The 23,110-nt window shown below is 49.0% G+C and carries 24 protein-coding genes; 17 read left to right on the top strand and 7 right to left on the bottom strand.

Features of this window, described 5'->3' with window-relative positions:
• Positions 1–47 precede the first annotated feature (47 nt).
• The 3 genes from queC to bchM are packed head-to-tail and all read right to left on the bottom strand — an operon-like array spanning position 48 to position 2,225.
• A complete protein-coding gene (gene queC / locus IQ217_RS00505; RefSeq protein ID WP_194018525.1) occupies positions 48–734 on the bottom strand; it encodes a 7-cyano-7-deazaguanine synthase QueC in 687 nt (228 codons plus the stop codon).
• A 7-nt stretch (positions 735–741) separates the two neighbouring features.
• Positions 742–1,527 carry a 3-methyl-2-oxobutanoate hydroxymethyltransferase gene (gene panB, locus IQ217_RS00500; protein ID WP_194018524.1) on the bottom strand — a complete coding sequence of 262 codons (786 nt, stop codon included), beginning with the start codon at positions 1,525–1,527 and terminating at the stop codon, positions 742–744.
• A 5-nt stretch (positions 1,528–1,532) separates the two neighbouring features.
• Positions 1,533–2,225 carry a magnesium protoporphyrin IX methyltransferase gene (gene bchM, locus IQ217_RS00495; RefSeq protein WP_190595972.1) on the bottom strand — a complete coding sequence of 231 codons (693 nt, stop codon included), beginning with the start codon at positions 2,223–2,225 and terminating at the stop codon, positions 1,533–1,535.
• A gap of 301 nt (positions 2,226–2,526) precedes the next feature.
• On the opposite strand from bchM, the gene IQ217_RS00490 reads away from it, so the two are divergent.
• The 5 genes from IQ217_RS00490 (at position 2,527) to IQ217_RS00470 (ending at position 8,563) form a co-directional block, all read left to right on the top strand.
• Entirely contained in the window at positions 2,527–2,832 is a 306-nt protein-coding gene (locus tag IQ217_RS00490) for an RNA recognition motif domain-containing protein (protein WP_010874035.1), read from the top strand.
• A 285-nt stretch (positions 2,833–3,117) separates the two neighbouring features.
• Positions 3,118–4,113: a hypothetical protein gene (locus IQ217_RS00485; protein ID WP_228023859.1), complete on the top strand. Its 996-nt coding sequence runs from the start codon at positions 3,118–3,120 to the stop codon at positions 4,111–4,113.
• Positions 4,114–4,368: 255 nt separating this feature from the next.
• Entirely contained in the window at positions 4,369–6,273 is a 1,905-nt protein-coding gene (locus IQ217_RS00480) for an NAD(P)H-quinone oxidoreductase subunit F (RefSeq protein ID WP_194018522.1), read from the top strand.
• 263 nt (positions 6,274–6,536) lie between these two features.
• Positions 6,537–8,060, top strand: a complete 1,524-nt coding sequence (locus IQ217_RS00475) for an NADH-quinone oxidoreductase subunit M (protein WP_194018521.1) — start codon at positions 6,537–6,539, stop codon at positions 8,058–8,060.
• Between the two features lie 53 nt (positions 8,061–8,113).
• A complete protein-coding gene (locus tag IQ217_RS00470) occupies positions 8,114–8,563 on the top strand; it encodes an RpiB/LacA/LacB family sugar-phosphate isomerase (protein WP_194018520.1) in 450 nt (149 codons plus the stop codon).
• Between the two features lie 34 nt (positions 8,564–8,597).
• Here IQ217_RS00470 and IQ217_RS00465 read toward each other — a convergent pair whose 3' ends face one another.
• On the bottom strand, positions 8,598–9,212 hold the full coding sequence (locus tag IQ217_RS00465) for a hypothetical protein (RefSeq protein ID WP_190595981.1): 615 nt from the start codon (positions 9,210–9,212) through the stop codon (positions 8,598–8,600).
• A gap of 205 nt (positions 9,213–9,417) precedes the next feature.
• A complete protein-coding gene (purD, locus tag IQ217_RS00460; protein WP_194018519.1) occupies positions 9,418–10,677 on the bottom strand; it encodes a phosphoribosylamine--glycine ligase in 1,260 nt (419 codons plus the stop codon).
• Positions 10,678–10,788: 111 nt separating this feature from the next.
• On the opposite strand from purD, the gene IQ217_RS00455 reads away from it, so the two are divergent.
• The 12 genes from IQ217_RS00455 (at position 10,789) to IQ217_RS00400 (ending at position 21,649) form a co-directional block, all read left to right on the top strand.
• Positions 10,789–11,424: a TIGR04282 family arsenosugar biosynthesis glycosyltransferase gene (locus tag IQ217_RS00455; RefSeq protein WP_194018518.1), complete on the top strand. Its 636-nt coding sequence runs from the start codon at positions 10,789–10,791 to the stop codon at positions 11,422–11,424.
• Between the two features lie 96 nt (positions 11,425–11,520).
• A complete protein-coding gene (gene rpsL / locus IQ217_RS00450) occupies positions 11,521–11,901 on the top strand; it encodes a 30S ribosomal protein S12 (RefSeq protein WP_010872944.1) in 381 nt (126 codons plus the stop codon).
• Positions 11,902–12,053: 152 nt separating this feature from the next.
• Entirely contained in the window at positions 12,054–12,524 is a 471-nt protein-coding gene (gene rpsG / locus IQ217_RS00445; protein WP_190595987.1) for a 30S ribosomal protein S7, read from the top strand.
• Between the two features lie 200 nt (positions 12,525–12,724).
• On the top strand, positions 12,725–14,800 hold the full coding sequence (gene fusA / locus IQ217_RS00440) for an elongation factor G (RefSeq protein WP_194018517.1): 2,076 nt from the start codon (positions 12,725–12,727) through the stop codon (positions 14,798–14,800).
• Positions 14,801–14,859: 59 nt separating this feature from the next.
• A complete protein-coding gene (gene tuf / locus IQ217_RS00435) occupies positions 14,860–16,059 on the top strand; it encodes an elongation factor Tu (protein WP_010872941.1) in 1,200 nt (399 codons plus the stop codon).
• Positions 16,060–16,197: 138 nt separating this feature from the next.
• Entirely contained in the window at positions 16,198–16,515 is a 318-nt protein-coding gene (rpsJ, locus tag IQ217_RS00430; RefSeq protein WP_190595990.1) for a 30S ribosomal protein S10, read from the top strand.
• 83 nt (positions 16,516–16,598) lie between these two features.
• Positions 16,599–17,702 carry an AAA family ATPase gene (locus tag IQ217_RS00425; RefSeq protein ID WP_194018516.1) on the top strand — a complete coding sequence of 368 codons (1,104 nt, stop codon included), beginning with the start codon at positions 16,599–16,601 and terminating at the stop codon, positions 17,700–17,702.
• The gene (locus tag IQ217_RS00420; protein ID WP_194018515.1) at positions 17,702–18,412 is read left to right on the top strand and encodes a DUF3226 domain-containing protein; all 711 of its coding nucleotides are present in this window, start codon (positions 17,702–17,704) and stop codon (positions 18,410–18,412) included. Before IQ217_RS00425 ends, IQ217_RS00420 begins: the two co-directional genes overlap by 1 nt.
• A 148-nt stretch (positions 18,413–18,560) precedes the next feature.
• The gene (locus tag IQ217_RS00415) at positions 18,561–19,103 is read left to right on the top strand and encodes a TRAP transporter small permease subunit (protein WP_190595996.1); all 543 of its coding nucleotides are present in this window, start codon (positions 18,561–18,563) and stop codon (positions 19,101–19,103) included.
• Complete coding sequence (locus tag IQ217_RS00410) at positions 19,103–20,440, top strand: TRAP transporter large permease (RefSeq protein WP_190595998.1); 1,338 nt, start codon at positions 19,103–19,105, stop codon at positions 20,438–20,440. Before IQ217_RS00415 ends, IQ217_RS00410 begins: the two co-directional genes overlap by 1 nt.
• Positions 20,441–20,504: 64 nt before the next feature.
• Positions 20,505–21,323 carry a transporter substrate-binding domain-containing protein gene (locus IQ217_RS00405; RefSeq protein ID WP_194018514.1) on the top strand — a complete coding sequence of 273 codons (819 nt, stop codon included), beginning with the start codon at positions 20,505–20,507 and terminating at the stop codon, positions 21,321–21,323.
• Between the two features lie 110 nt (positions 21,324–21,433).
• On the top strand, positions 21,434–21,649 hold the full coding sequence (locus IQ217_RS00400; protein ID WP_190596002.1) for a hypothetical protein: 216 nt from the start codon (positions 21,434–21,436) through the stop codon (positions 21,647–21,649).
• 59 nt (positions 21,650–21,708) lie between these two features.
• On the opposite strand, the gene IQ217_RS00395 is transcribed toward IQ217_RS00400, so the two are convergent.
• Positions 21,709–22,596 (bottom strand): pentapeptide repeat-containing protein, encoded by an 888-nt coding sequence (locus IQ217_RS00395; RefSeq protein ID WP_476718261.1) that lies wholly within the window; start codon positions 22,594–22,596, stop codon positions 21,709–21,711.
• 378 nt (positions 22,597–22,974) lie between these two features.
• The gene (locus tag IQ217_RS19145) at positions 22,975–23,097 is read right to left on the bottom strand and encodes a hypothetical protein (RefSeq protein WP_255512792.1); all 123 of its coding nucleotides are present in this window, start codon (positions 23,095–23,097) and stop codon (positions 22,975–22,977) included.
• Positions 23,098–23,110: the final 13 nt, after the last annotated feature.

Genomic DNA, 23,110 nt, shown 5'->3' with positions numbered 1-23,110 from the left:
TTGTACTAGTTTTTCAACTGTTTAGGACAGCCCATGCCATGGCGTGGTTAGCGACGACCACGACCCTGGGCACTGGCCAGTTCGGGGTGCCCCGCTTCAATCAAGGCTTGATCTCTGAGACGGCAGGAATCACAGCGGCCACAGGGTTCTTCTCCCCCGGCGTAGCAGGACCAAGTTTGGGCAATGGGTACCCCCAACTCTAGGGCTTTATGGACGATGTCAACTTTGCTCAATTCAATGAGGGGGGCCAGCAATTGAATGGGACGCCCTTCCACCCCCACTTTGGAAGATAGGGCTGCCAATTGTTGATAGGTTGCTAAATATTCGGGGCGGCAGTCAGGATAGCCAGAATAGTCGATGGCATTGATGCCCAAAAATACCGCTTCGGCGCCCTTGGCTTCGGCCAGGGATAAACCCAGGGCAATGAACACAGTGTTACGCCCTGGCACATAGGTGGAAGGAATAATATCTGGCTCTACCCCTGCCTGGGGCAAGGTTTGTTGGCGATCGGTCAAGGAAGATCCCCCCCATTGGGCCAGGTCTAGGTTAACGCTGAAATGTTCTGGGAGCGCCAGGGCTTGGACAATGTCTTGCGCCGCCTGCAATTCCCGGTCATGGCGTTGGCCATAGTTGAAGGACAGGGCAATGACTCGATACCCTTGCCGTTGGGCGATCGCCGCTACGGTGGCGGAATCTAGCCCTCCGGATAGTAAAACAACAGCAGTTTTGGTCATGGATTTTTCAGTGGTTAAGCCGGGGAAATTGTCTTTGCCGTACTTCCCCACTGAATTTATGCACTGTTTCCGTAATCGTATGTCGTAAATTCATGTAGGCCGGAGCAAAGGGGGGTTGTTTGACTGTCAAGCCGAGTAAATCCGCCGTCACCAACACCTGGCCGTCACAGTGGGGTCCTGCACCGATGCCAATGGTGGGAACGGGCAACTGCTCGGTAATACTGGCCGCCAGATCACCCGGAATATGTTCTAAAACAATGGCAAACACACCGGCTTCTGCCAGGGCGATCGCCTGTTGACGAATTTTCTCCGCCGTGGCCGGGTCTTGTCCCTGTTGCCGATAACCTAACTGATGCACCGATTGGGGCGTTAGGCCCACATGACCCATCACCGGAATGCCCGCTTCCGTCAGTCGGACCACCGTTTCCACCATGCGGGGGTAGCCCCCTTCTAATTTCACTGCCTGGGCACCGGTTTCTCGCAAAATCCTTCCCGCGGATCCCATGGCCTGGGCGGGACTCTCCTGATAGGTCAAAAAAGGCAGGTCACAGACCACCAATGCTCTTTGTACTCCCCTTTTTACCGCCGCTGTGTGGTGAATCATGGTATCTAAACTCACCGGCAGAGTGGTGTCGTAGCCCAGGGCCACCATGCCAAGGGAATCCCCCACCAGGATAATTTCCACCCCCGCCGCATCTAGCACTGAGGCGATCGCCGTATCCCAGGCCGTGAGGGCCACAATGGGCCGTTGTTGACGCTTCCAATCCAACAATTGGGTAGGGGTAATGGCCATGGGAACTAGGAGCGCACCGCCTCTAAAATGCGGGAATAGTAGAAACGGGTACTGGTCATGCCAGTGCGGGCAATGGAAAAGCCGTTTTTTTCGAGGATGGAACGGATATCCGCTTCTTTGTGTTGATAGGCCCTGGTGGTCTTACTGGGACCGGGGAACAGTCCGCCAATCTTTTTCAGCACAGTTAAGCCCAGGGTTTTCGGCGCAAAGCTTAAAATCAAACGGCGATCGGCCAAGGAAGCCAAATGGGTAATCATGGCAGCCGCTTCCTGGGTTGGGTAATGAATTAATACATCTAAACAAATCACCGTGTCATATTTACCCCCCAACTGGGCCAAATCCTGGGTCATAAAAGTCGGTTGATTGCCATAGGGCAAAACTTGCTGGGCCTTTTGTTGGGCTTCTCCGACCATTTTTTCGGAAATATCACTGCCATAGACCAATGCTCCCGCTTGGGCCAGGGGAATACTCAGGCTACCGACCCCACAACCCGCATCACAGACCAATAGGCCTGCCAAATTCCCGTCCGCCCCTAGCCAAGCCACCACCGAATCAACGGTTTGTTGATGACCCACCCGGATGTCTTTTTGCACAAAGTTAACTTGTCCGTCGCCATAGATCCGGCGCCAACGGTCAAAGCCGGTGGAATTAAAATAGTCACGAACGATGGTTTTATCGTCTAGGGCGGCGTTGGTCATGGAAAGCTAAGCTCGAAAATTTAAATAAGTGAAGGTTGTTATAAGCTAAGGGCACGAGCCGTCTAAGCAATGGTACCATTCTTTTCTGGTCAGTCTGGGGGGACGAATTTGCCTGGTTCCGTGTCAGGAATTCCAGACCCAAAATCACCGGCCGAGGGGACAACGTGTTACTATGCTCCCATAGAGTAATGATCGGTTGGTAGCATTTGTTTCTAGTATTAACGGTTTTTCGCGTTTTTCCATTGACAGGCATTTCTCCGAAATCACCCTCTACATATCCCTCAGTTTTTGGAGAAATTCCATGTCAATTTATGTAGGCAACCTGTCCTATGATGTTTCAGAAGCCGATTTAACCGCGGTTTTTGCTGAATATGGTTCTGTAAAGCGGGTTCAGCTCCCCACCGACCGGGAAACCGGCCGCATGCGGGGTTTCGGGTTCGTCGAGCTCGAAGCTGACGCTGAAGAAACGGCCGCCATTGAAGCCCTAGACGGCGCAGAATGGATGGGTCGTGACCTCAAAGTCAATAAAGCCAAGCCCCGGGAAAATCGCAGTGGCGGTGGTTCCTTTGGTGGTGGTCGCAAAAGCTACGGTGGTAGCCGCTACTAGGGCCTAGTCTTTCATTCACCATAGTTTCATTCCACTGATGAAGTTATCTTGAATTGCCCATATTTTCAGTGGGAAATTAGGTTAAATCCTGTTCTCACTGTGACTTAAATTAATTCAACCTAGGGGTTCTTGCCATCTGGCCGGGACCCTTTAGTTTTTTGGGTTGCAAGGGCATTTTTGCTTGACTTTGTCATCCCTCCGCCCCTTGCCTTGGGGGTAATTGTCACTCATACTAATTCAGACACTGGATCCAGTGTTTACCGAGCGTCCAAGATTGTTAACACTATGCAACCCACCCCCCCCAAGCCGCCTAAAAAAACTCCCGAAACTGATCCTTTAGAAACGAATGCGGCCGTGGCAGACGGTCTAATTCCCGAAGCCCCAGCTAATACGACCCTAGATACCACCGCCCAGAACTATTACCAGGCGATCGGGTGGTTGCGGGGAGTGGTACGGAAGGGGGAAGAACGATATTACGTACAGATCCGGGATGCTAGTTTTACCCTATATTTACCCCGTCGAGCCATTGCGGTGGCAGCGGCCCTGGAAGGAAAACTAGCTTGGATCAAGTGTTATCCCCAGTCCAAGGGAGAAGGGTTGAGCTTTAAGGTGGTCTGGATGGGCACGGAACAACATGAGAAAAGCGATCCTGGTATTTTTGTTTTGCGGGGAGTTTGGCAATTTATTCCCCAATGTCGCCGCCCAGTTTTTAGTGTCTATCGCAACGAGCTGAAGAGTTATGAAAATCGTCCTAACAATCAGCATTTGCCCTTAATTTGGAGCGACCAACCCCCCTACCGTTTTCGCAAAGATTCGGAGGAGCGACCCAAGTTTTATCAGATTTTGGCTCGCTTGATTCCCCAAAGAAATTGTTTTGGCTTTGTGGAACAGATTGCCGATCCAGTCGAACAAACCCCCCGCCGGGTTAAGAAAACTCCTTTCAATCCCGACAGTTCTGAGAAAAAGTCTGAACACGGCCCCAAAGAGGAGAAACAGGAGAATGGCCAAAAGTCCCCAGAGAACCTAGACCAAGGGGAAACTGAGCAATTACTGGCAGATGATCTTATCACTGACAATGGCGATCGCCAACCGCCTTCTGTGCCAGTCTCTTTAGTAGAAGAATCCTCCAACCTGCCAACGGAAACGGTAGTTGAATCGGAGTCATCTCCGGAGTCAGAAGCGAAAAAAACGACTTCCACGGGTAAGCCCAAAACCACAAAGACCCCCAAAACGACTAAGAGTACTAAGTCTAAAGGAAAAACCACACCACCAGAAGTCTAGGAGTTCCTGCTTCTTTGGCTTGGAGAAAACTGAAATGGGGTCCAGGGCTGGGCCCTTGATAGATTATAGTGACCGACTAATGCTCTACAACGCTAATGTTTATCTGCATGGCTAAACGAGCAGATTAAAAGCGGCACCGCTCTAGCAACGGCGATCGCCAAAATGAGAATTGAGGCGACGATAGCGTAAAATCTGATCACAAATTGCCTATTTTCTGCGAACCCTAGGCGAAAATTCCTCGCAATCCCAAGCTCAATGTCCGATTTTCTTTTACAAAGTAGTTGGTTTATTCCTTTTTATGGTCTGATTGGGTCAATTCTTACCCTGCCCTGGTCATTTCGATTGATTAAACAAACGGGGCCGCGACCGGCGGCCTACTTTAACGTTTTCATGACCTTGGTTTCTGCCGTCCATGGCATGGTGGCCCTCTCGGCAATTTGGCAAAGACCGAGCGAACAAATTGTTTTCCATTGGCTCCAGGTGGCGGATTTAGACCTCATCTTGGCAGTGGAAATTTCGCCGGTTAGCCTGGGGGCCCTGTCGGTGGTGACGGGCATCAGTTTTTTGGTGCAGATTTTTGGTCTGGGCTACATGGAAAAGGATTGGTCTTTGGCCCGATTTTACGGACTATTGGGCTTTTTTGAGGCGGCATTGGGGGGTATTGCCCTGAGTGACTCCCTATTTTTAAGCTATGGCTTGTTGGAAATGTTGACCCTTTCCACCTATCTCCTGGTGGGTTTTTGGTATGCCCAGCCCTTGGTGGTCACAGCTGCCCGGGATGCTTTTTTAACCAAACGGGTGGGGGATATTATTCTCCTCATGGGGGTGGTGGCTCTCTCTAGCTATGGCCAGGGTTTGACTTTTTCTCAATTAGATAACTGGGCCAACACAGTACCAGTGACCGGCATCACCGCTACTTTACTGGGACTATCTTTAATTGCTGGGCCCACTGGTAAATGCGCCCAGTTTCCCCTCAATCTTTGGTTAGATGAAGCCATGGAGGGCCCCAATCCAGCGGGCATTATGCGTAATTCGGTGGTGGTGTCGGCCGGCGCCTATGTGCTGATTAAGTTACAGCCGGTGTTCACCCTCTCCCCGATCGCCTCGAAGACCTTGATTGTATTGGGCACCTTAACTGTGGTGATGACCTCGTTGATTGCCATTGCCCAGATTGACATTAAACGAACCCTTTCCCATTCCACCAGTGTTTACCTAGGGCTAGTGTTTATTGCGGTGGGTTTGGGGCAGGTGGACATTGCCTTTTTATTACTGTTCACCCATGCGATCGCCAAAGCTTTGTTATTTATGAGCATCGGCTCGATTATCTTCACCACCAGCGGTCAAAATATCACTGAAATGGGTGGGTTATGGAATCGTATGCCCGTGACCACAACGTCCTTTGTGGTGGGTTCTGCGGGACTGTTGGCGGTTTTTCCCCTGGGCATGTTTTGGACTTGGCAAAAATGGTTTAGCGGCGATTGGTCCGTAAGCTGGTCCCTGTTGGCTTTATTGATCTTTGTTAACCTCTTTTCCGCCCTTAATTTAACCAGGGTGTTTCGGTTGGTCTTCCTGGGTAAGCCCCAACCCAAAACCCGTCGGGCGCCGGAAGTGCCCTGGCCCATGGCCGTACCCATGGTGAGCTTGATCATTATGACCCTGCTGATCCCCATTGCCCCCCTACAGTGGCCTTTTTGGTTATCCCCCGCTTCCCCGATGGGTTTAATTGGCCCGGTTACCCAATGGGCCATGCCCTTACTGATCGGAGCCGGCATTATTGGCATTTTGTTGGGGAGTTTATTGCCCCTGCGCCGTAACCTGTCCCGTTCTAGTCAACTGCCAGTGCGGTTCCTGCAGGATTTGTTTGCCTACGACGTTTACCTAGACAAAATCTATGGTGCTACGGTGGTGGCGGCGGTGGCGGCGATCGCCAAAGTCAGCACCTGGTTTGATCGTTATGTGATTGACGGCATAGTAAACCTAGTTAGTTTAGTGACTATTTTCAGCGGTAGTGCCCTCAAATATAATGTCACCGGGCAGTCACAATTTTATCTGCTCACCATTTTGGTGGGGGTAGCCCTGCTGATCTGGTTTTCCCTCGGCGGTCAATGGACGGCGATCGGGCAATTTTGGGCCAGTTGGCTATCGTTAATTTCGCCTTGATCACGAAATAAAGTTGATTAATGTTACTTGAGTTAATTTTAGTCAACCTAAATGGGATTACTGCCGATCTATTTGACCACTTTAATTGAACAATTTTTAATTAAATTTTTGATCAAAAAATGTCTGACCAGTCTCTCTCTACTAGACCAGGAAATTTCTCTGACCAGGAATATAGGGAAAAGATTGGGCGCACAATTTAAGACTTTTTCTCCGGTATTTTTAGCTAACTACAATTTAACCAACTTTATTAACCCCATACTTCTATGCTCAGTGCTCTCATCTGGGGCCCCATCCTCGGAGCCATCCTGATTGCGATTATCCCCAACCCTGGCAATGATTGTTACTCCCGCAAAATTGCCCTGGGAATAATGACTGCGGTGGCCGCCATTAGCGTGGTGTTGGCTTGGCAGTTTGACCTCAGCAATCCCCAGATGCAGTTTGTTGAATATCACTCCTGGTTGCCTAGTTTGGGTCTGAATTACCACTTGGGGGTAGACGGATTATCCCTGCCTCTGTTGTTACTAAACAGCAGTTTAGTTTTGATTGCTATTTTTAGTACCAATCTCAATCTGGAAAGACCAAGGTTTTACTATGCTTTGTTATTACTGCTCAGCGGTGGGGTAGCCGGTGCATTTCTAGCCCAGGATTTGCTCCTATTTTTCCTCTTTTTTGAGTTGGAAATTATTCCTCTCTATTTTCTCATTGCCATTTGGGGAGGACAACGACGGGGTTACGCAGCTATGAAGTTTTTACTTTACACTGCCTTATCTGGCTTTTTAGTGCTAGTGTCCTTCCTCGGCTGGTTTTGGCTGACCAAAGCGCCCAATTTTGACTACGACCCCAGCTTGGCCGATGCCCTGCCGGTAAAAACCCAAATGTTGTTACTGTTGCCCCTACTGCTTGGTTTGGGCATTAAAATTCCCATTTTTCCTTTCCACACCTGGCTGCCGGATGCCCACGTGGAAGCTTCTACGCCGGTTTCTGTATTATTAGCAGGGGTTTTACTAAAACTGGGTACCTACGGTTTACTCCGTTTTGGGTTGGGACTGTATCTAGAAGCTTGGGTGGAATTTGCCCCCTATTTAGCAACCCTAGCGGCCATCAGCGCCCTCTATGGAGCTTCCTGTGCGATCGCCCAAAAAGATATGAAAAAAGTGGTGGCCTATTCTTCCATTGCCCACATGGGTTATATTCTTCTGGCTGCCGCCGCCACTACCCGCCTGAGCGTGACCGCCGCCTCAGCCCAGATGGTCAGCCATGGCATCATTTCCGCCCTACTGTTTCTATTAGTGGGGGTGGTGTATAAAAAGACCGGCAGTCGGGACGTGGACAAGTTACAAGGACTATTGACTCCAGAACGGGGCTTGCCCATCACCGGCAGTTTGATGATTCTCGGTGTCATGGCCAGTGCTGGTATTCCGGGCATGGTGGGCTTTATTGCTGAATTTTTAGTATTCCGGGGCAGTTTTCCAATTTTTCCGGTGCAAACCCTCCTATGTTTAATCGGTAGTGGTTTAACGGCGGTTTATTTCCTTTTAATGATTAACCGGGTTTTCTTTGGTCGTCTGACCATGGAACTTTCCCATTTACCCAAGGTGCGTTGGCAAGAACAAATTCCGGCGATCGCCTTGGCGGTGGTTATCATTGTTTTGGGTATTCAGCCCCATTGGTTAACCCAGTGGAGTGAGCCCCAAACGGCGGTTTTGCTGACTGGCCACCCGGATTTGGTCAGTCTGCCGGCCCCGCCCCGCATCGAAATTGAAGTTAAGGAATTGGGAGAAGTGTAAAGCTTCAGCAAAGCAAGATAAATTTAACCGTCATCATCACTTCGTAACCAAAGATGAAAATTGCCGTTGCCAGCGATGAAAAGTGTCACCTCACCGATGTTGTCATAGAGCATCTAGGGGATTTAGGCCATCAGTTGATGCTCTTTGGCCCCTTGGCCGGGGAGATTATGCCTTGGCCGTTGGTTGCCCAACAATTAGCGGAAGTAGTGGCTGATCAAACCGTAGAGGAAGGCATATTATTTTGTTGGACGGGGACAGGGGCCTCCATTGCTGCTAATAAGGTGCCAGGTATCAGGGCGGCCCTAGTCCGGGATGCAGAAACTGCGAGGGGAGCCCGTTGGTGGAACGATGCCAATGTTTTAGTAATGAGTTTACGGGCCACTTCCCCGGCGATCGCCAAGGAAATTTTGACTGCTTGGTTCACCGCCGAGGTCAAACCGGAAGAAATGCCCTGTATTCAACTGGTCACGGCGATCGAGGAAAAATATTCTGCCCAAACTTAATCCAAGCCAGGATTTCATCGTTCCAAAGCTAGGGTTAATTAACCACTGGAGCAGTGGGGGCCGCATTGGAGCCGGTGGGAGTGGGGCCTTCAAACGGGGAAGCCACAAAACCCAACTCATAGAGTTGCTGGTATGATTTTCTGCCTAAATCCGTAGTGGGGTTCTGGGAACGGATAATTTGTAGTAACAGGGGCACCGCCAAAGCCGCTTCGTTGTTCGCCCGATGTACCAACGCTAAACGATAGGTAGCTTCGTCCCGCAATTGACCCGTTTCCAGGGCGGCAATTCTTTGTTCCTCAAAAATGACTGTGTTAATGCCGGAAAAACTATTAGCCAGTTGTAGATGGAAATTAGACAATTGGTTGAAAATCTTGCGGGCTTCCTGGAGTTTACCCAGGGCCACGGTGTACTGATTAAGATTAATGGCATCGTTGGCTTCATTCATCAAGCGGCGGCCGGCGGCAATGCTTAACACACTGCCTTCTTGGTTGAGGGGGCGAAACTCCCTGGAATTCTCTGGGCCACTGCCTTCAATAATCACCTCCTCCACCTCCATGACTCCCTGCCCCTGGGCTGACGGAGTTAAACTAGAGGCCAAGGCCAGGCCACAGAGAGTTAAAGCCAATGGGTGCACAAGACGTTGAAACATAGGAAGTCGGGGAAGGGCAAATTGAGGACGGCAGTTCAAGCCAAACTGCAACGTATATTAACATTCCCAGTTGATCTCTTTAGGATGCCGTTGGGTTACTTTTGCCATTGCCAAGGCAATTTATTTTTTCCTATCTGACCTCCCGGGGAAAATTTGTTTTGCACCGACCTATTCTCTCGAAAGAATTCCTTTCCCCTACTCCAGATCAAAGAGCTTTGTGGCCAATGTCCCGTCGGTAATACATGCCATCAAAAGTAATTTGTTCTACTCCCCGGTAAACAGTGGCGATCGCCGTGGATAAATCTTCTCCGAGGGCCGTGACCCCCAACACCCTACCGCCATTGGTGAGAACTTTGCCCTCCTTTAATTCTGTGCCAGCGTGGAATACGGTCACATCTTGGGCCTTAGCCTCAGCCAAACCACCAATTTCATCGCCTTTGCGGTAACTACCGGGATAACCCCCAGCGGCCACCACCACACAAACCGCACTACCAGCATGCCATTGCAGCGGCTCCAACTGGCCTAGGGTTTGGTCCACACAGGCCATTAAAACTTTTTCCAAGGGAGTGGCGAGGAGGGGCAACACCGCTTGGGTTTCAGGATCACCAAAACGACAGTTATATTCCAACACCTTAATCTCCCCGGTGGAGCTTACCATTAAGCCGGCGTACAGCACTCCCCGATAATCAATGCCCCGTTTAGCCAAGGCGTTAGCGGTGGGTTGTAAAATTTGCTTTTGCACCTGGTCTATGACCGCTGGGGGCGCAATGGGAGCAGGACAGTAGGCCCCCATGCCACCGGTATTGAGCCCTTGATCCCCTTCCCCAATGCGTTTGTGGTCCTGGGCTGGCAGCAGAGGAATTACGGTTTTGCCGTCACAGAGAGCCAACACGGAAACTTCTTCTCCCGGCAAAAATTCCTCCACCACAATTTTGGCAAAGCCCTGATCAAATAATTCGGCGATCGCCGTGGTTGCTTCGGCCAAAGTTTGGGCCACAATCACCCCTTTACCTGCCGCCAAACCATCAGCTTTCACCACTATGGGGGCTCCCATCTTGGTGGCATAGGCCTGGGCTGGTTCTGGGTTGGTAAAAGTTTCCCCAAAGGCGGTGGGAACTCCCGCTTCGACCAATAACTGTTTCGTCCAGGATTTGCTCGCTTCCAGTTCCGCCCCAGCTTTGGTGGGGCCAAAAACTTTTATGCCCAACGCTTGCAGTTGATCCGTTAACCCCAGGGTGAGGGGCAATTCCGGCCCCACTACTACTAGGTCAATTTTTTCCGTTTGGCAAAATTCGCAGATTTCCCCCAGTTGATCCACGGCGATCGCCACATTGACGGTTTTGGGTAACCCGGCCGTGCCACCATTTCCAGGTAAGCAATAGCAATGGCTCACTTCCGGCGATCGCACCAACGACCAAGCCAAAGTATGTTCCCGTCCACCGCTACCAATAACTGCCACCTTCATGGAGTCTAACCTCTACAACCGTTGGAAAAATATGACCAATTAGCCGTTTTCAAGATTAACAGAATGGCAGGAGTTGACTAGAGTTATTTATCTGCGCCCCCCAAACTTTCCATGGCTGAACAACATTTACTCATCTTTACCCGTTGGCCAGAACCGGGAAAAACTAAAACTCGCCTCATTCCCGCCCTCGGCCCTGGGGGCGCAGCTCAGTTACAGCAACAACTGACGGAACACACTGTCCACATCGCTAATATTTTCCGCCAGCAAACCTTAATCAAATCCCAGGTGACCATTTTTTACACCGGCGGCCCTGAGCACCAGATGAAGCAATGGTTAGGGAATGATTTAACTTACCAATCCCAAAGCTCCGGGAATTTAGGCGATCGCCTGCAAAAGTCCTGTCAGTGGGCCCTTGGCCAAGGCAGTCAAAAAGTGGTGATCATCGGCATTGATTGTCCCGGTGTGACTCCAGAATTGCTCCAAACTGCGTTCACCGCCTTGGATAATTGCTCGGTGGTGTTGGGACCGGCCCTGGATGGCGGTTATTATCTAATTGGCTTGACTAGGTTCAACCCTGACTATTTTGAGCAAATCGATTGGGGCACCGAGAGAGTTTATCAACAGACCCTAGCCAAAATTGTCCAAAACGGCGATCGCCCTTACAATCTGCCTGCCCTACCGGACATAGACCACCCCACGGACTTACAATATCTGCCCACTGCTTTCATCAACACAGCCCCAACTTAGGTTGACAGTGCTAAATGGGCAACGGTATGATGAAAATTTGTCGATGATTTTCTTATTTATTAGGAGAACGATCCTAATTCCCACTATATTTAACACATGCCAACTATCCAGCAGCTAATTCGTAGCGAACGCTCGAAGGTACAGAAGAAAACTAAATCCCCTGCCCTCAAGCAATGTCCCCAACGCCGGGGAGTCTGCACCAGGGTTTACACCACCACCCCCAAAAAGCCCAACTCCGCCCTGCGGAAAGTGGCCAGGGTACGTCTTACCTCTGGGTTTGAGGTGACTGCCTACATCCCCGGCATTGGCCATAACCTGCAGGAGCACTCCGTCGTCCTGATCCGGGGCGGTCGTGTGAAAGACCTGCCTGGGGTTCGCTACCATATTGTGCGGGGGACGCTGGATGCCACCGGAGTTAAAGACCGGAAACAGGGTCGCTCTAAATACGGCACCAAACGGGAAAAAGCGAAGAAATAACTTTCTCAACTTTCCATTAGGCTAACTTCCCTTGTCTGGTGAAGGTGTAGCCAGTTTTACAACTCTCCCTATACTTCCGGCGGCCTAGCCTGAGAAGTTTGGCAGTGACCACAACCTTTAATGATTATCTAGAGCAAAAAGAGTAAAAAGTTATGTCTCGTCGCGGCAACGTCAAAAAGCGCCCTGTCCCCCCGGATCCTGTTTACAACAGCACTCTGCTGAGCATGACCATTCGTCGGGTAATGCGCTCCGGTAAAAAATCCTTGGCTTCTAGCATTGTTTACAATGCCTTGACCTCCGTTGGTGAAAAAACCGGCGAAGATCCCTTGGAAGTGTTTGAAAAGGCGATCAAAAACCTGACTCCCCTGGTGGAAGTTAAAGCCCGTCGGGTTGGGGGTGCCACCTACCAAGTGCCCATGGAAGTTCGCCCCGCCCGGGGGACTGCTCTGGCCTTGCGCTGGTTAGTGCATTTTTCCCGTGCTCGGGGTGGCCGCACCATGGAAAGTAAATTGGCTAACGAAATTATGGATGCCGCCAATGAAACCGGCGCCGCCATCAAAAAGCGGGAAGAAACCCACCGCATGGCCGAGGCCAACAAAGCCTTTGCCCATTACCGCTACTAGGCAAAACATCATCACCACAGGTTTGGGGTTGAGTTGCCCCCACACCTCCCTAGGCTAGTTTCCAGTAAAATTTCCCCCTAGATTTAGTTGCAAGTCTAGAAAGGTCGGGGAAAACGTATAGAATTGTTAATGGCCTCCCATTTCCCCTTGGGGAAGAGAGAGCTTGTTTGTGGTCGAACCCCCGGTTAGGAGTAAACTTCATGGCTCGCACAGTGCCTCTAGAACGAATACGTAATATTGGTATCGCCGCCCACATTGATGCGGGTAAGACCACCACGACGGAACGGATTCTGTTCTACTCTGGCGTGGTCCACAAAATCGGTGAGGTTCATGAAGGTACGGCGGTGACGGACTGGATGGCCCAGGAAAGGGAAAGGGGCATCACCATCACAGCCGCAGCTATTAGTACCGATTGGTTGGGGCACCACATTAATATCATCGACACTCCAGGGCACGTGGATTTCACCATTGAGGTGGAACGCTCCATGCGAGTACTGGACGGAGTAATTGCTGTATTTTGTTCCGTGGGGGGAGTGCAACCCCAATCGGAAACGGTATGGCGTCAGGCGGAACGGTACCATGTGCCCCGCATTGCCTTTATCAATAAAATGGACCGCACCGGGGCTAATTTTTTCCGGGTCTGTCAACAAATTAGCGATCGCCTGCGGGCTAATGCAGTGCCCATTCAAATTCCCATTGGTAGTGAAGCGGAGTTTGAAGGCATCGTAGATTTGGTGCGGATGAAGGCCTATTTGTACAAAAACGATTTGGGCACGGACATCCAAGAAGTTCCCATCCCTGCTGCAGTGCAAGATAAAGCAGAAGAATATCGCTTGCGCTTGGTGGAATCGGTGGCAGAAGCAGATGATGCCCTGATGGAAAAGTATTTAGAAGGGGAAGAGTTGACCGCCGATGAATTGGTGGCTGGTCTACGGCGGGGCACCATTGCCGGCACCATGGTACCAGTGCTCTGCGGCTCCGCGTTTAAAAATAAAGGGGTCCAGCTTTTACTCGATGCCGTGGTGGATTATCTCCCCTCCCCCCTGGAAGTACCGGCGATCGAGGGACATTTACCCGATGGGGAAGTGGCTGCTAGACCAGCGGACGATGAAGCTCCCCTGTCGGCCTTGGCTTTTAAGGTAATGGCAGATCAGTTTGGTCGGCTTACCTTTGTGCGGGTTTATTCCGGTGTGTTGTCCAAGGGCAGTTACGTGCTCAATTCCACCAAAGAGAAGAAAGAGCGCATTTCCCGCCTAATCATACTCAAAGCCGATGAGCGCATCGAGGTAGATCAGCTTAACGCCGGCGATCTGGGGGCAGTGCTGGGGCTCAAGGATACTCTCACCGGAGACACCCTTTGTGATGACCAAGAACCAATTATTTTAGAGTCCCTGTTTATTCCCCAGCCGGTCATTTCCGTGGCAGTGGAACCAAAAACCAAACAGGATATGGACAAGCTTTCCAAGGCTTTGCAGTCCCTATCTGAAGAGGATCCTACCTTCCGGGTCAGCGTCGATCCCGAAACCAATCAAACGGTGATCGCCGGCATGGGAGAATTGCATTTAGAAATTCTGGTGGACCGAATGCTGCGGGAATTTAAGGTGGAGGCCAATGTGGGGGCTCCCCAGGTAGCTTATCGGGAAACCATTCGTAAGGCGGTGCAGGCTGAAGGTAAATTCATTCGCCAGAGTGGGGGCAAAGGCCAATATGGCCATGTGGTCATTGAGGTGGAGCCCACCGAGCCGGGGGCGGGCTTTGAATTTGTCTCTAAGATCGTCGGTGGCATCATTCCGAAGGAATACATTGCCCCGTCGGAACAGGGGATGAAGGAAGCCTGTGCTTCGGGGGTGTTGGCGGGCTACCCGGTCATTGACCTCAAAGCCACCTTGGTGGATGGGTCTTTCCATGATGTGGACTCATCGGAGATGGCCTTCAAGATTGCTGGTTCCATGGCAATCCGGGAGGCTGTTAACCAGGCTGACCCTGTGCTCCTGGAGCCGGTCATGAAAGTCGAGATTGAAGTTCCTGATGACTTCATGGGCAACGTGATCGGTGACCTCAATGCCCGTCGGGGCCACATTGAGGGCCAGGAAACGGAGCAGGGCATAGCCAAAGTGGCCGCTAGTGTCCCATTAGCGGAAATGTTTGGTTATGCGACCGATATCCGGTCAAAAACCCAAGGCCGGGGTATTTTTTCGATGGAATTTAGCCATTATGCAGAAGTACCCCGTAATGTTGCCGAGGCGATCGTCGCCAAAAGCAGAGGGTATGCCTAACCCGGCGGTTCTCCTAGGACTGCAATCTGTGTAGAAACAATCAAAGGAATTATTTATTCATGGCACGCGCAAAATTTGAACGGACGAAAGACCACGTAAACATTGGCACCATTGGTCACGTTGACCACGGTAAAACCACCCTAACGGCGGCGATCACCATGACCTTGGCGGAATTGGGTGGTGCCAAAGCCCGGAAATATGAAGATATTGATGCGGCTCCTGAGGAAAAAGCCCGGGGTATTACCATCAATACCGCCCACGTTGAGTATGAAACCGATAGCCGTCACTATGCCCACGTGGACTGTCCTGGTCACGCTGACTATGTGAAAAACATGATCACCGGTGCCGCCCAGATGGACGGTGCGATTCTGGTGGTTTCCGCCGCTGATGGTCCCATGCCCCAAACCCGGGAGCACATTCTCTTGGCTAAGCAGGTGGGAGTTCCCAAACTGGTGGTCTTTTTGAACAAGAAAGACATGGTGGACGACGAAGAACTGTTAGAACTGGTGGAATTGGAAGTTCGTGAGTTGCTCAGTGACTACGATTTCCCCGGCGATGACATTCCCATCGTGGCTGGTTCTGCCCTTAAGGCGATCGAAGGCGAAAAAGAATACAAAGATGCAATCCTTGAGCTGATGAAAGCTGTGGATGATTACATCGACACCCCTGAGCGGGAAGTGGATAAACCCTTCTTGATGGCTGTAGAAGACGTATTCTCCATCACTGGTCGTGGTACCGTTGCCACCGGTCGGATTGAACGGGGTAAAGTTAAAGTTGGCGAAGAAATTTCCATCGTCGGCATTAAAGATACTCGTAAAGCCACCGTTACCGGTGTGGAAATGTTCCAGAAAACCCTTGAAGAAGGGATGGCTGGGGACAACGTTGGTCTGCTTCTTCGGGGTATTCAAAAAGAAGATATCGAACGGGGTATGGTTTTGGCCAAGCCCGGTTCCATCACTCCCCACACCGAATTTGAAGGGGAAGTCTATGTGCTCAAGAAAGAAGAAGGCGGTCGCCATACTCCTTTCTTTGCCAACTACCGCCCCCAGTTCTATGTGCGGACAACGGACGTAACGGGTACCATCAAGAGCTACACCGCTGATGATGGTAGTGCTGTGGAAATGGTTATGCCTGGCGATCGTATTAAAATGACCGTTGAGCTGATCAATCCCATCGCCATTGAACAAGGGATGCGTTTTGCTATCCGTGAAGGTGGTCGTACCATCGGTGCCGGTGTTGTTTCTAAGATTTTGAAGTAGTCCTTAGAACAACATTAATGATGTAGTTGGTGTTGGGTTGGTTACGGTAAGTTTTTTCTGACTGGGCCAGCCCCGCTGACTACTCAACTTTCTGAACCTTGACAATTAAACAGTCCGCTAATTCTGAGTTAAATTTCCATGGCAACATTGCAACAACAAAAGATCCGTATCCGCCTCAAAGCCTTTGACCGTCGCCTCCTCGATACATCCTGCGACAAGATTGTTGATACCGCTAATCGCACTAATGCCGCTGCTGTGGGGCCCATTCCTTTGCCTACCAAACGGAAGGTTTATTGTGTGTTGCGCTCTCCCCACGTGGATAAAGACTCCCGGGAGCATTTCGAAACCCGCACCCATCGCCGTATCATCGACATTTATCAGCCTTCTTCCAAAACCATTGACGCTCTCATGAAGTTGGATCTCCCCGCTGGGGTTGATATTGAAGTCAAGCTCTAAATTGAAATTGAATATTTAAATTTTCAACATCCTCGTTAAACTGATAGCGAGGATTTTTTATTGGTAAAATTGGGTGGATCCATGTGGTAGAAGAAGATAAAAGTATTAAAAGTCGAACAATTATGTTGAAGTCACTAGTTATTGAAAATTTTCGCTGCTTTCCCCATTTTGAGTTATCTAATTTAGGGCGAGTTAATTTATTAGTGGGAAAAAACAATAGTGGAAAAAGCTCGATTTTAGAATCAATTAAACTCCTCTATTCTGGGGGACATCTCTCGGATTTTGCTGAAATAGCAGTAGTCCGCCATGAATATGATTATGATTTCAAAGATTCTGATGCAGTTGAGTTTAGTAATTTTTTCTTTGGTAGAGATCCTGAGGATGATTCATTTTTCGAACTGACTAGCATACAAGAGCATTCTAATAATAGAAATGAACTAGAAAAGTGTGGGCTAAGAGCATTAGTGAAGCTTGGCTATAAGTCAGAGTTGGGCCAAATGTATTATGAAGTGGTTCCCGAAATAAGAATTAACGAAAAAGTCGATAAGAATCCTTCGTTTCTTTTGTACGGTCAGGATATAAAATTTATTAAAAAATATTCAAAAAAAGGCGTCAATTCTGGCAAAATAACTAGACTAGTACCTCCTCAGTCTCTTGTCATCTCTGACATGATAGATCTTTTTGAAAATGTCGAATTAACTGAAAAAGAATATTTGGTATATCAAGCTTTACAGTCGATAGACTCAAGTATTGAAAGAGTTGCTCCAACTAATCGCAAAGGAAATGCTAGTTTTCGGGTAAAATTGTATGACTGTAATCGTCCTGTTCCAATTGGTAGTATGGGTGATGGTATTCGGCGGATGTTGGGTTTAGCCTTATCAATTGTCAACGTCAAAGACGGTATTTTATTAGTTGATGAAATTGATACTGGACTCCACTATACGGCGATGGATGATATGTGGAAAATGATTTGGCAAACGGCTAATGATCTTAATGTTCAGGTTTTTGCCACCACCCACAGTAATGATTGCTGGAAGAGTCTAGCAGAACTCGCTGGTACTTTAGATAAAAACAGTGATGAGATCGCTATTCATCGCATTGAAAAAGAACGGAATTATAGTATTACTTACTCTAGGGAGGAAATGATTGCAGCCCTTGAAGAGAATTATGAAGTGAGGGGTGCTTAATGTCTAATGAATCTGTCTCTTATTCGAAACACCTATGGGTTGAAGGTAAAACTGAACTGCAACTACTTCCGTTCCTTGCCCATGCGAATGGCATAAATTGGCCAGACACACACCCCTATCCCGTTTATATTCATGACAAAAACGGATTTAATAATCTAGCCAACAACGCCAAGATCAGTAGTTTTTTTCGTTCACATAGTAAGATTACTCATTTTGGTATTATTCTTGACGCCGATGATTTGCCTCCCATTGGAGAAGATAATAATCCGCAGAAAAGGTGGAAGGAAATTTGTTCTATCTTTGTTGAATTTATTCCTGAAATTCAACAAAATCAACTATCTGGGAAGGGATTAGTATTTAATGTGAAAGCTAATGAAGTAATTCTAAATGATATTAAATTTGGTGCTTGGGTGATGCCTGATAATCTTAATCCCGGAATGCTTGAAACATTTTTATCTCGACTAATTTCTGATGAATTTCCCCAACTTTGGCAACATGCTCAAACGTCAGTAAAAACTGCACGGTCGTACAATGCGCCTTTTAGAGAAGTGGATCTAGATAAAATAAATCTACGGACATGGCTAACATGGCAAAACAAACCAGACTCACAAATTCTAACTGCAATCGAACCTGATAAACCATTGTTAGACCTGACCCATGTTAATGCCCAGGCTTTTGTCCATTGGTTTAAGTTGCTGTACGAGTTGTGAAATTTGACACGAAAAAATTACGGTTGAGATTCTCACTATCCTAGGATTAGGCAAAGAAACTTCCTCACTTCTTTTTCAGTCTTGGGGTTAGGGATGAATTGCCCTTACTAGTCCATAAACATTACTGTCTAGACGGAGAGGTAAATAATTGCTCCGCATACTTTTAAGAATTGCCCACGCCATCGATCAATTCACCGCTTGGATCGGCAAATTCACTGCTTGGCTGGTATTAGCGATGGTACTAATAGGTGGTTGGAATGTGGTGGGGCGCTACCTCGGTCGCTTAGTGGGCCAGAATTTAGCCTCCAATGGTTTGCTGGAAGCCCAATGGTATTTATTTGACCTAGTTTTTCTCTTAGGTGCGGCCTACACACTACAAACCAATGACCATGTGCGAGTGGATATTTTCTACAAATCCCTTGGCGATCGCCAGCGGGCCTGGGTGAATTTATTGGGTACCTGTCTATTTTTATTTCCGTTTTGTGGACTGGTGATTTTTTATTCCTGGGAATCGGTGCTCAATTCCTGGCAAATTTGGGAAACTTCCCCGGATCCAGGGGGATTACCCCGTTATCCCATTAAAACAATGATTATTGTCGGTTTTGTCCTACTGATCCTCCAAGGCATTGCGGAAGTAATTAAAAATCTGGCGATCGCCCTTGGCCATGCTGATACGGAGGTTAGGGATTAATGGTTGACTACGACTGGTTAGGACCAATGATGTTTGTGGGGGCATTGGTCTTCCTGGGCTGGGGCTATCCCGTTGCCTTTTCCCTGGGGGGAGTGGCGATTTTATTTGCCATTATCGGTGCAGCTTTGGGTTCCTTTGACCCCATATTTTTGTCCGCCATGCCCCAAAGGATTTTTGGCATTATGGCCAATGGCACCCTCCTAGCGATTCCCTTTTTTATCTTTTTGGGATCCATGTTGGAGCGGTCTGGCATTGCCGAACAACTACTAGAAACCATGGGCATTATCCTGGGGCATTTGCGGGGAGGCCTTGCCTTAGCAGTGATTCTGGTGGGCACTATGCTAGCGGCGACCACTGGGGTTGTGGCGGCCACCGTGGTGGCCATGGGGTTAATTTCCCTGCCTATTATGTTGCGCTATGGCTACAGCAAGGAACTAGCTTCTGGGGTAATTGTTGCTTCAGGCACCCTTGGACAAATTATTCCTCCTAGCGTAGTTTTGATCGTTTTAGCAGATCAATTGGGAGTTTCCGTGGGGGATCTATTCATTGGATCTCTCCTGCCTGGGTTGATGATGGCCGGCAGTTTTGCCATCTATGTCCTCATCATCGCTTGGCTTAAACCAAATCTAGCCCCCGCCTTGCCGGCCGAAGTTAGGAACATTGGGGGTCAGGAATTACGCAGACGCATAGTACAGGTGATGCTGCCTCCCCTAATTTTGATTCTATTGGTGTTGGGCAGTATTTTCTTTGGCATTGCTAGTCCGACCGAAGCGGGGGCCGTGGGATCCATCGGGGCGATCGCCTTGGCCTTGGCTAATCAAAAGTTAACTTGGCAATCCCTCTGGCAGGTGTGTGACGCGACCCTACGCATTACTAGCATGGTGATGTTAATTTTGTTGGGCTCCACCGCCTTTAGTTTGGTGTTCCGGGGGCTAGAAGGCGATCGGTTTATGTTTGATATTTTAGCCAATTTACCCGGCGGTCAAATGGGCTTTCTAGCCGTAAGTATGTTGACCATTTTTATCCTGGGATTTTTCATTGACTTTTTTGAAATTGCCTTTATTGTTCTGCCCCTGTTTAAACCGGTGGCGGAAGCCCTAAATCTAGATTTAATCTGGTATGGGGTAATTGTGGGGGCTAACCTACAAACCTCTTTTCTCACTCCGCCCTTTGGTTTTGCCTTATTTTATTTACGAGGGGTAGCTCCCCCCAGTTTAACCACCGGGCAAATTTACCGAGGGGCTCTGCCATTCATTGCTCTACAAATTTTAGTGTTGCTACTAATTATTATTTTTCCGCCCCTGGTCAATTGGTTACCTTCCCTGAGTGCTAATTAGGGGAATTGATTTTCCTACTTTAATCATAATTTTTCTGCCATTTCTTCACCCCTTAACCCTTTCCATGCGTGGCTTCATTGTAGCTAGTTGTTTGCTATTTTCAATTCCAGTTTTAACTGTCAGCGTCACCGCCCAAACCATGGCCATCGGGATGGATAGCATAGCCATGGCTAGCCGGGAGGCCAGTTTAGAAGCCATTCGGCACCGGGGCAAATTAAGGGTGGGAGTTAAGGATAATCTAAGACCCTTGGGTTTTCGCAACGACCAAGGTGAATTAGCTGGTTTGGAAATTGCTTTGGCCCATCGCTTGGCTCTGGCATTGTTGGGGAACGAAAAAGCAGTGGAGTTAATTCCGGTGCAAAATCAAGACCGGCTCGCCCTGTTGCTTAATGGTGACGTGGATTTAATCATTGCTCAAATGGGACAAAATCCGGCCCGCGATCGCCTGGTGGACTTTTCTCCACCCTACTATATGGACGGAGTTGGTTTAATTAGTAAAAACGGCTCTCTGAAAAACCTAGACCGCAACCAGGCTCACACCATTGCGGTGCTTAATAATAGCGGCACCATAGCCGTGCTCAAACAGGCTTTCCCCCAGGTGAACCTAATGGGGGTAGATTCCTACGACCAAGCCTACCAACTGTTGGAACAAGGACAAGCCCTGGCTTTTGCTGGGGACAATTCCGTACTGAGCGGCTGGGCCCAATCCCAACCAGACTACTACCATTCACCATTGCAACTAACCATTAATCCATTGGCGATCGCCATGGCCAAAGGCTTGCAACACCAGGCCCTACAACGGGAAGTCAACCAAATCCTACTGCAATTGCGGGCCTCTGGTTGGCTCCGGCAACAATGGCAAGCCTGGGGACTCCCCTTCTAGGAAGTGCAGAAAATTCCACCCCAGTCAACAATACTTAACAAAGGTTTACAATTCCCTGGGCTTTTGTTAAGGTGTAGTTGTCAAAGTTGGTTTACTTGGAGAAATCAAACATGCAATCCTCACAGACCTGGGCGATGTCCTCCGCAGACACAGCGACAAAAGAAACCAACTGGCTTTCCCTGTTGTTTTTTTTGATGGGGGCGATGAATATTTACATGTTTTTGCGTCGTCAACGGGATTGGCTGAACCAGCAAGGCCTGCGTTTAATCAAGGTCGCCCTCGCATCCTTTGGCTGTGCTGCCCTATTGGAAGCACTGATCTTCTAGGGGGAATATTTTCCCCGGATGCAACTCCGTCAGTTAATTATTGCGGTGGCGGATTTCAACTAAATGACATAGGCGGTCTGGAGACCCCCAAAGCAACTGATATTTAATCCCTGGTGGCCATTTTGACTGTGGTGGTTCCCTAGTCCTAACAATCCTTCCCGAAACATTCCCCGGTCGGCGATCGCCTCTTCCCAATTAACACCCTGCACCACAGCATCGTCCCAAATTGCCTGAGTTAGGTCGGCTCCCATGAGGTCAGCCCCGGTGAGATCTGTTCCAGTAAGATTGGCCCCGGTCAGATCTGCGCCTCGCAGGTTAGCGCTCCGTAGACTGGACTGACTAAGGTTTGTTCCCCTTAGGCAACTGCCGGTTAATTTGGCTCCGTCCATGGCTAAACCCTGGAGACTGAGATTACTCAGATCCATTTCCTTCATAAAAGCCCGGCGCAGATCCGTGGCCCACAACCTCGCATCGCGTAAATTGGCCAAGCTCAGACAAGCCTCCTGGAGATTGGCCCAGGAAAGATCTGCTCCCTGGAGATTGGATTCCCGTAAATTGATCGCGAACAAATTCGCCCCGGCAAGGTTGGCCTGTTCCAGGTTAGCTCCCCGGAGATTGGCATGGCCTAGGGTCGCCCCACTCAGCTTAGCCCCCTTAAAATTAGTTTTGACAGCAAAGGCCCCGTAAAGACTGGCCTTGGTCAGATCGGCATAGCTTAAATCTGCTTGGTTGAGTTTAGCGTAGGTCAAATCTGCCCAGTTCATTTGGCAGTGGCCAAGGCGGGCCTTAGTCAAAAAAGTACGCTGTAAATTACTCCCGATCAGGTTAGTGCGCTCAAAATCAACAGAAATCAGAGTGTATCCAGATAGGTCAGCATTTTGTAAATTTTCCCGAGGGAAGCGGCGTACACCGTGCTCATAGGCCCGCAGGAGAGGATTGATGTTCATAGACAAGGAAACTCCATGTCGAGAATGTTTACTGTTGTCCCTCCTTGGCCACCGGGTTTGGGCGGCGGCAGTTTTGACCAATGAAAGCACAGCAGTGACGTTTATTAGATATTTGCCCAGAAAAATCCTTCCGTCTGTAATGGATTTTACCTAAAACAAACTATTCAGACACATTTTTTGGCTGAGTTGACACAATTCTTAATTGTTTATTAAGAATAAAATGGTCTACGTCTTAGGGTAGAGAGCAGAGGCTATAACCGTTGCCCTGTGGGGTTTTTATTCAAACATTTTTCAAGAAGAATCAATTATTTATACCAGTAAGTCATTAACCTTTTGTGGTCAAGCTATAAATTCATTAACAAATAATTTTAATAAGTTTTATGAATTTTCCTCCCGGCCATAATCGCCCATAATCACTAAAAAGCCATTACCGGCACCAGTCTTGGGCATCAATGCTAGCCCGAAGGCGATGAAAATTTCAGAGGACAGGGGTGTTGACATCATCCTTTCCGTA

It is taken from the genome of Synechocystis salina LEGE 00031 (assembly GCF_015207985.1).
Lineage (GTDB): Bacteria > Cyanobacteriota > Cyanobacteriia > Cyanobacteriales > Microcystaceae > Synechocystis > Synechocystis salina.
This window is presented reverse-complemented; position numbering and strand designations above follow the sequence as displayed.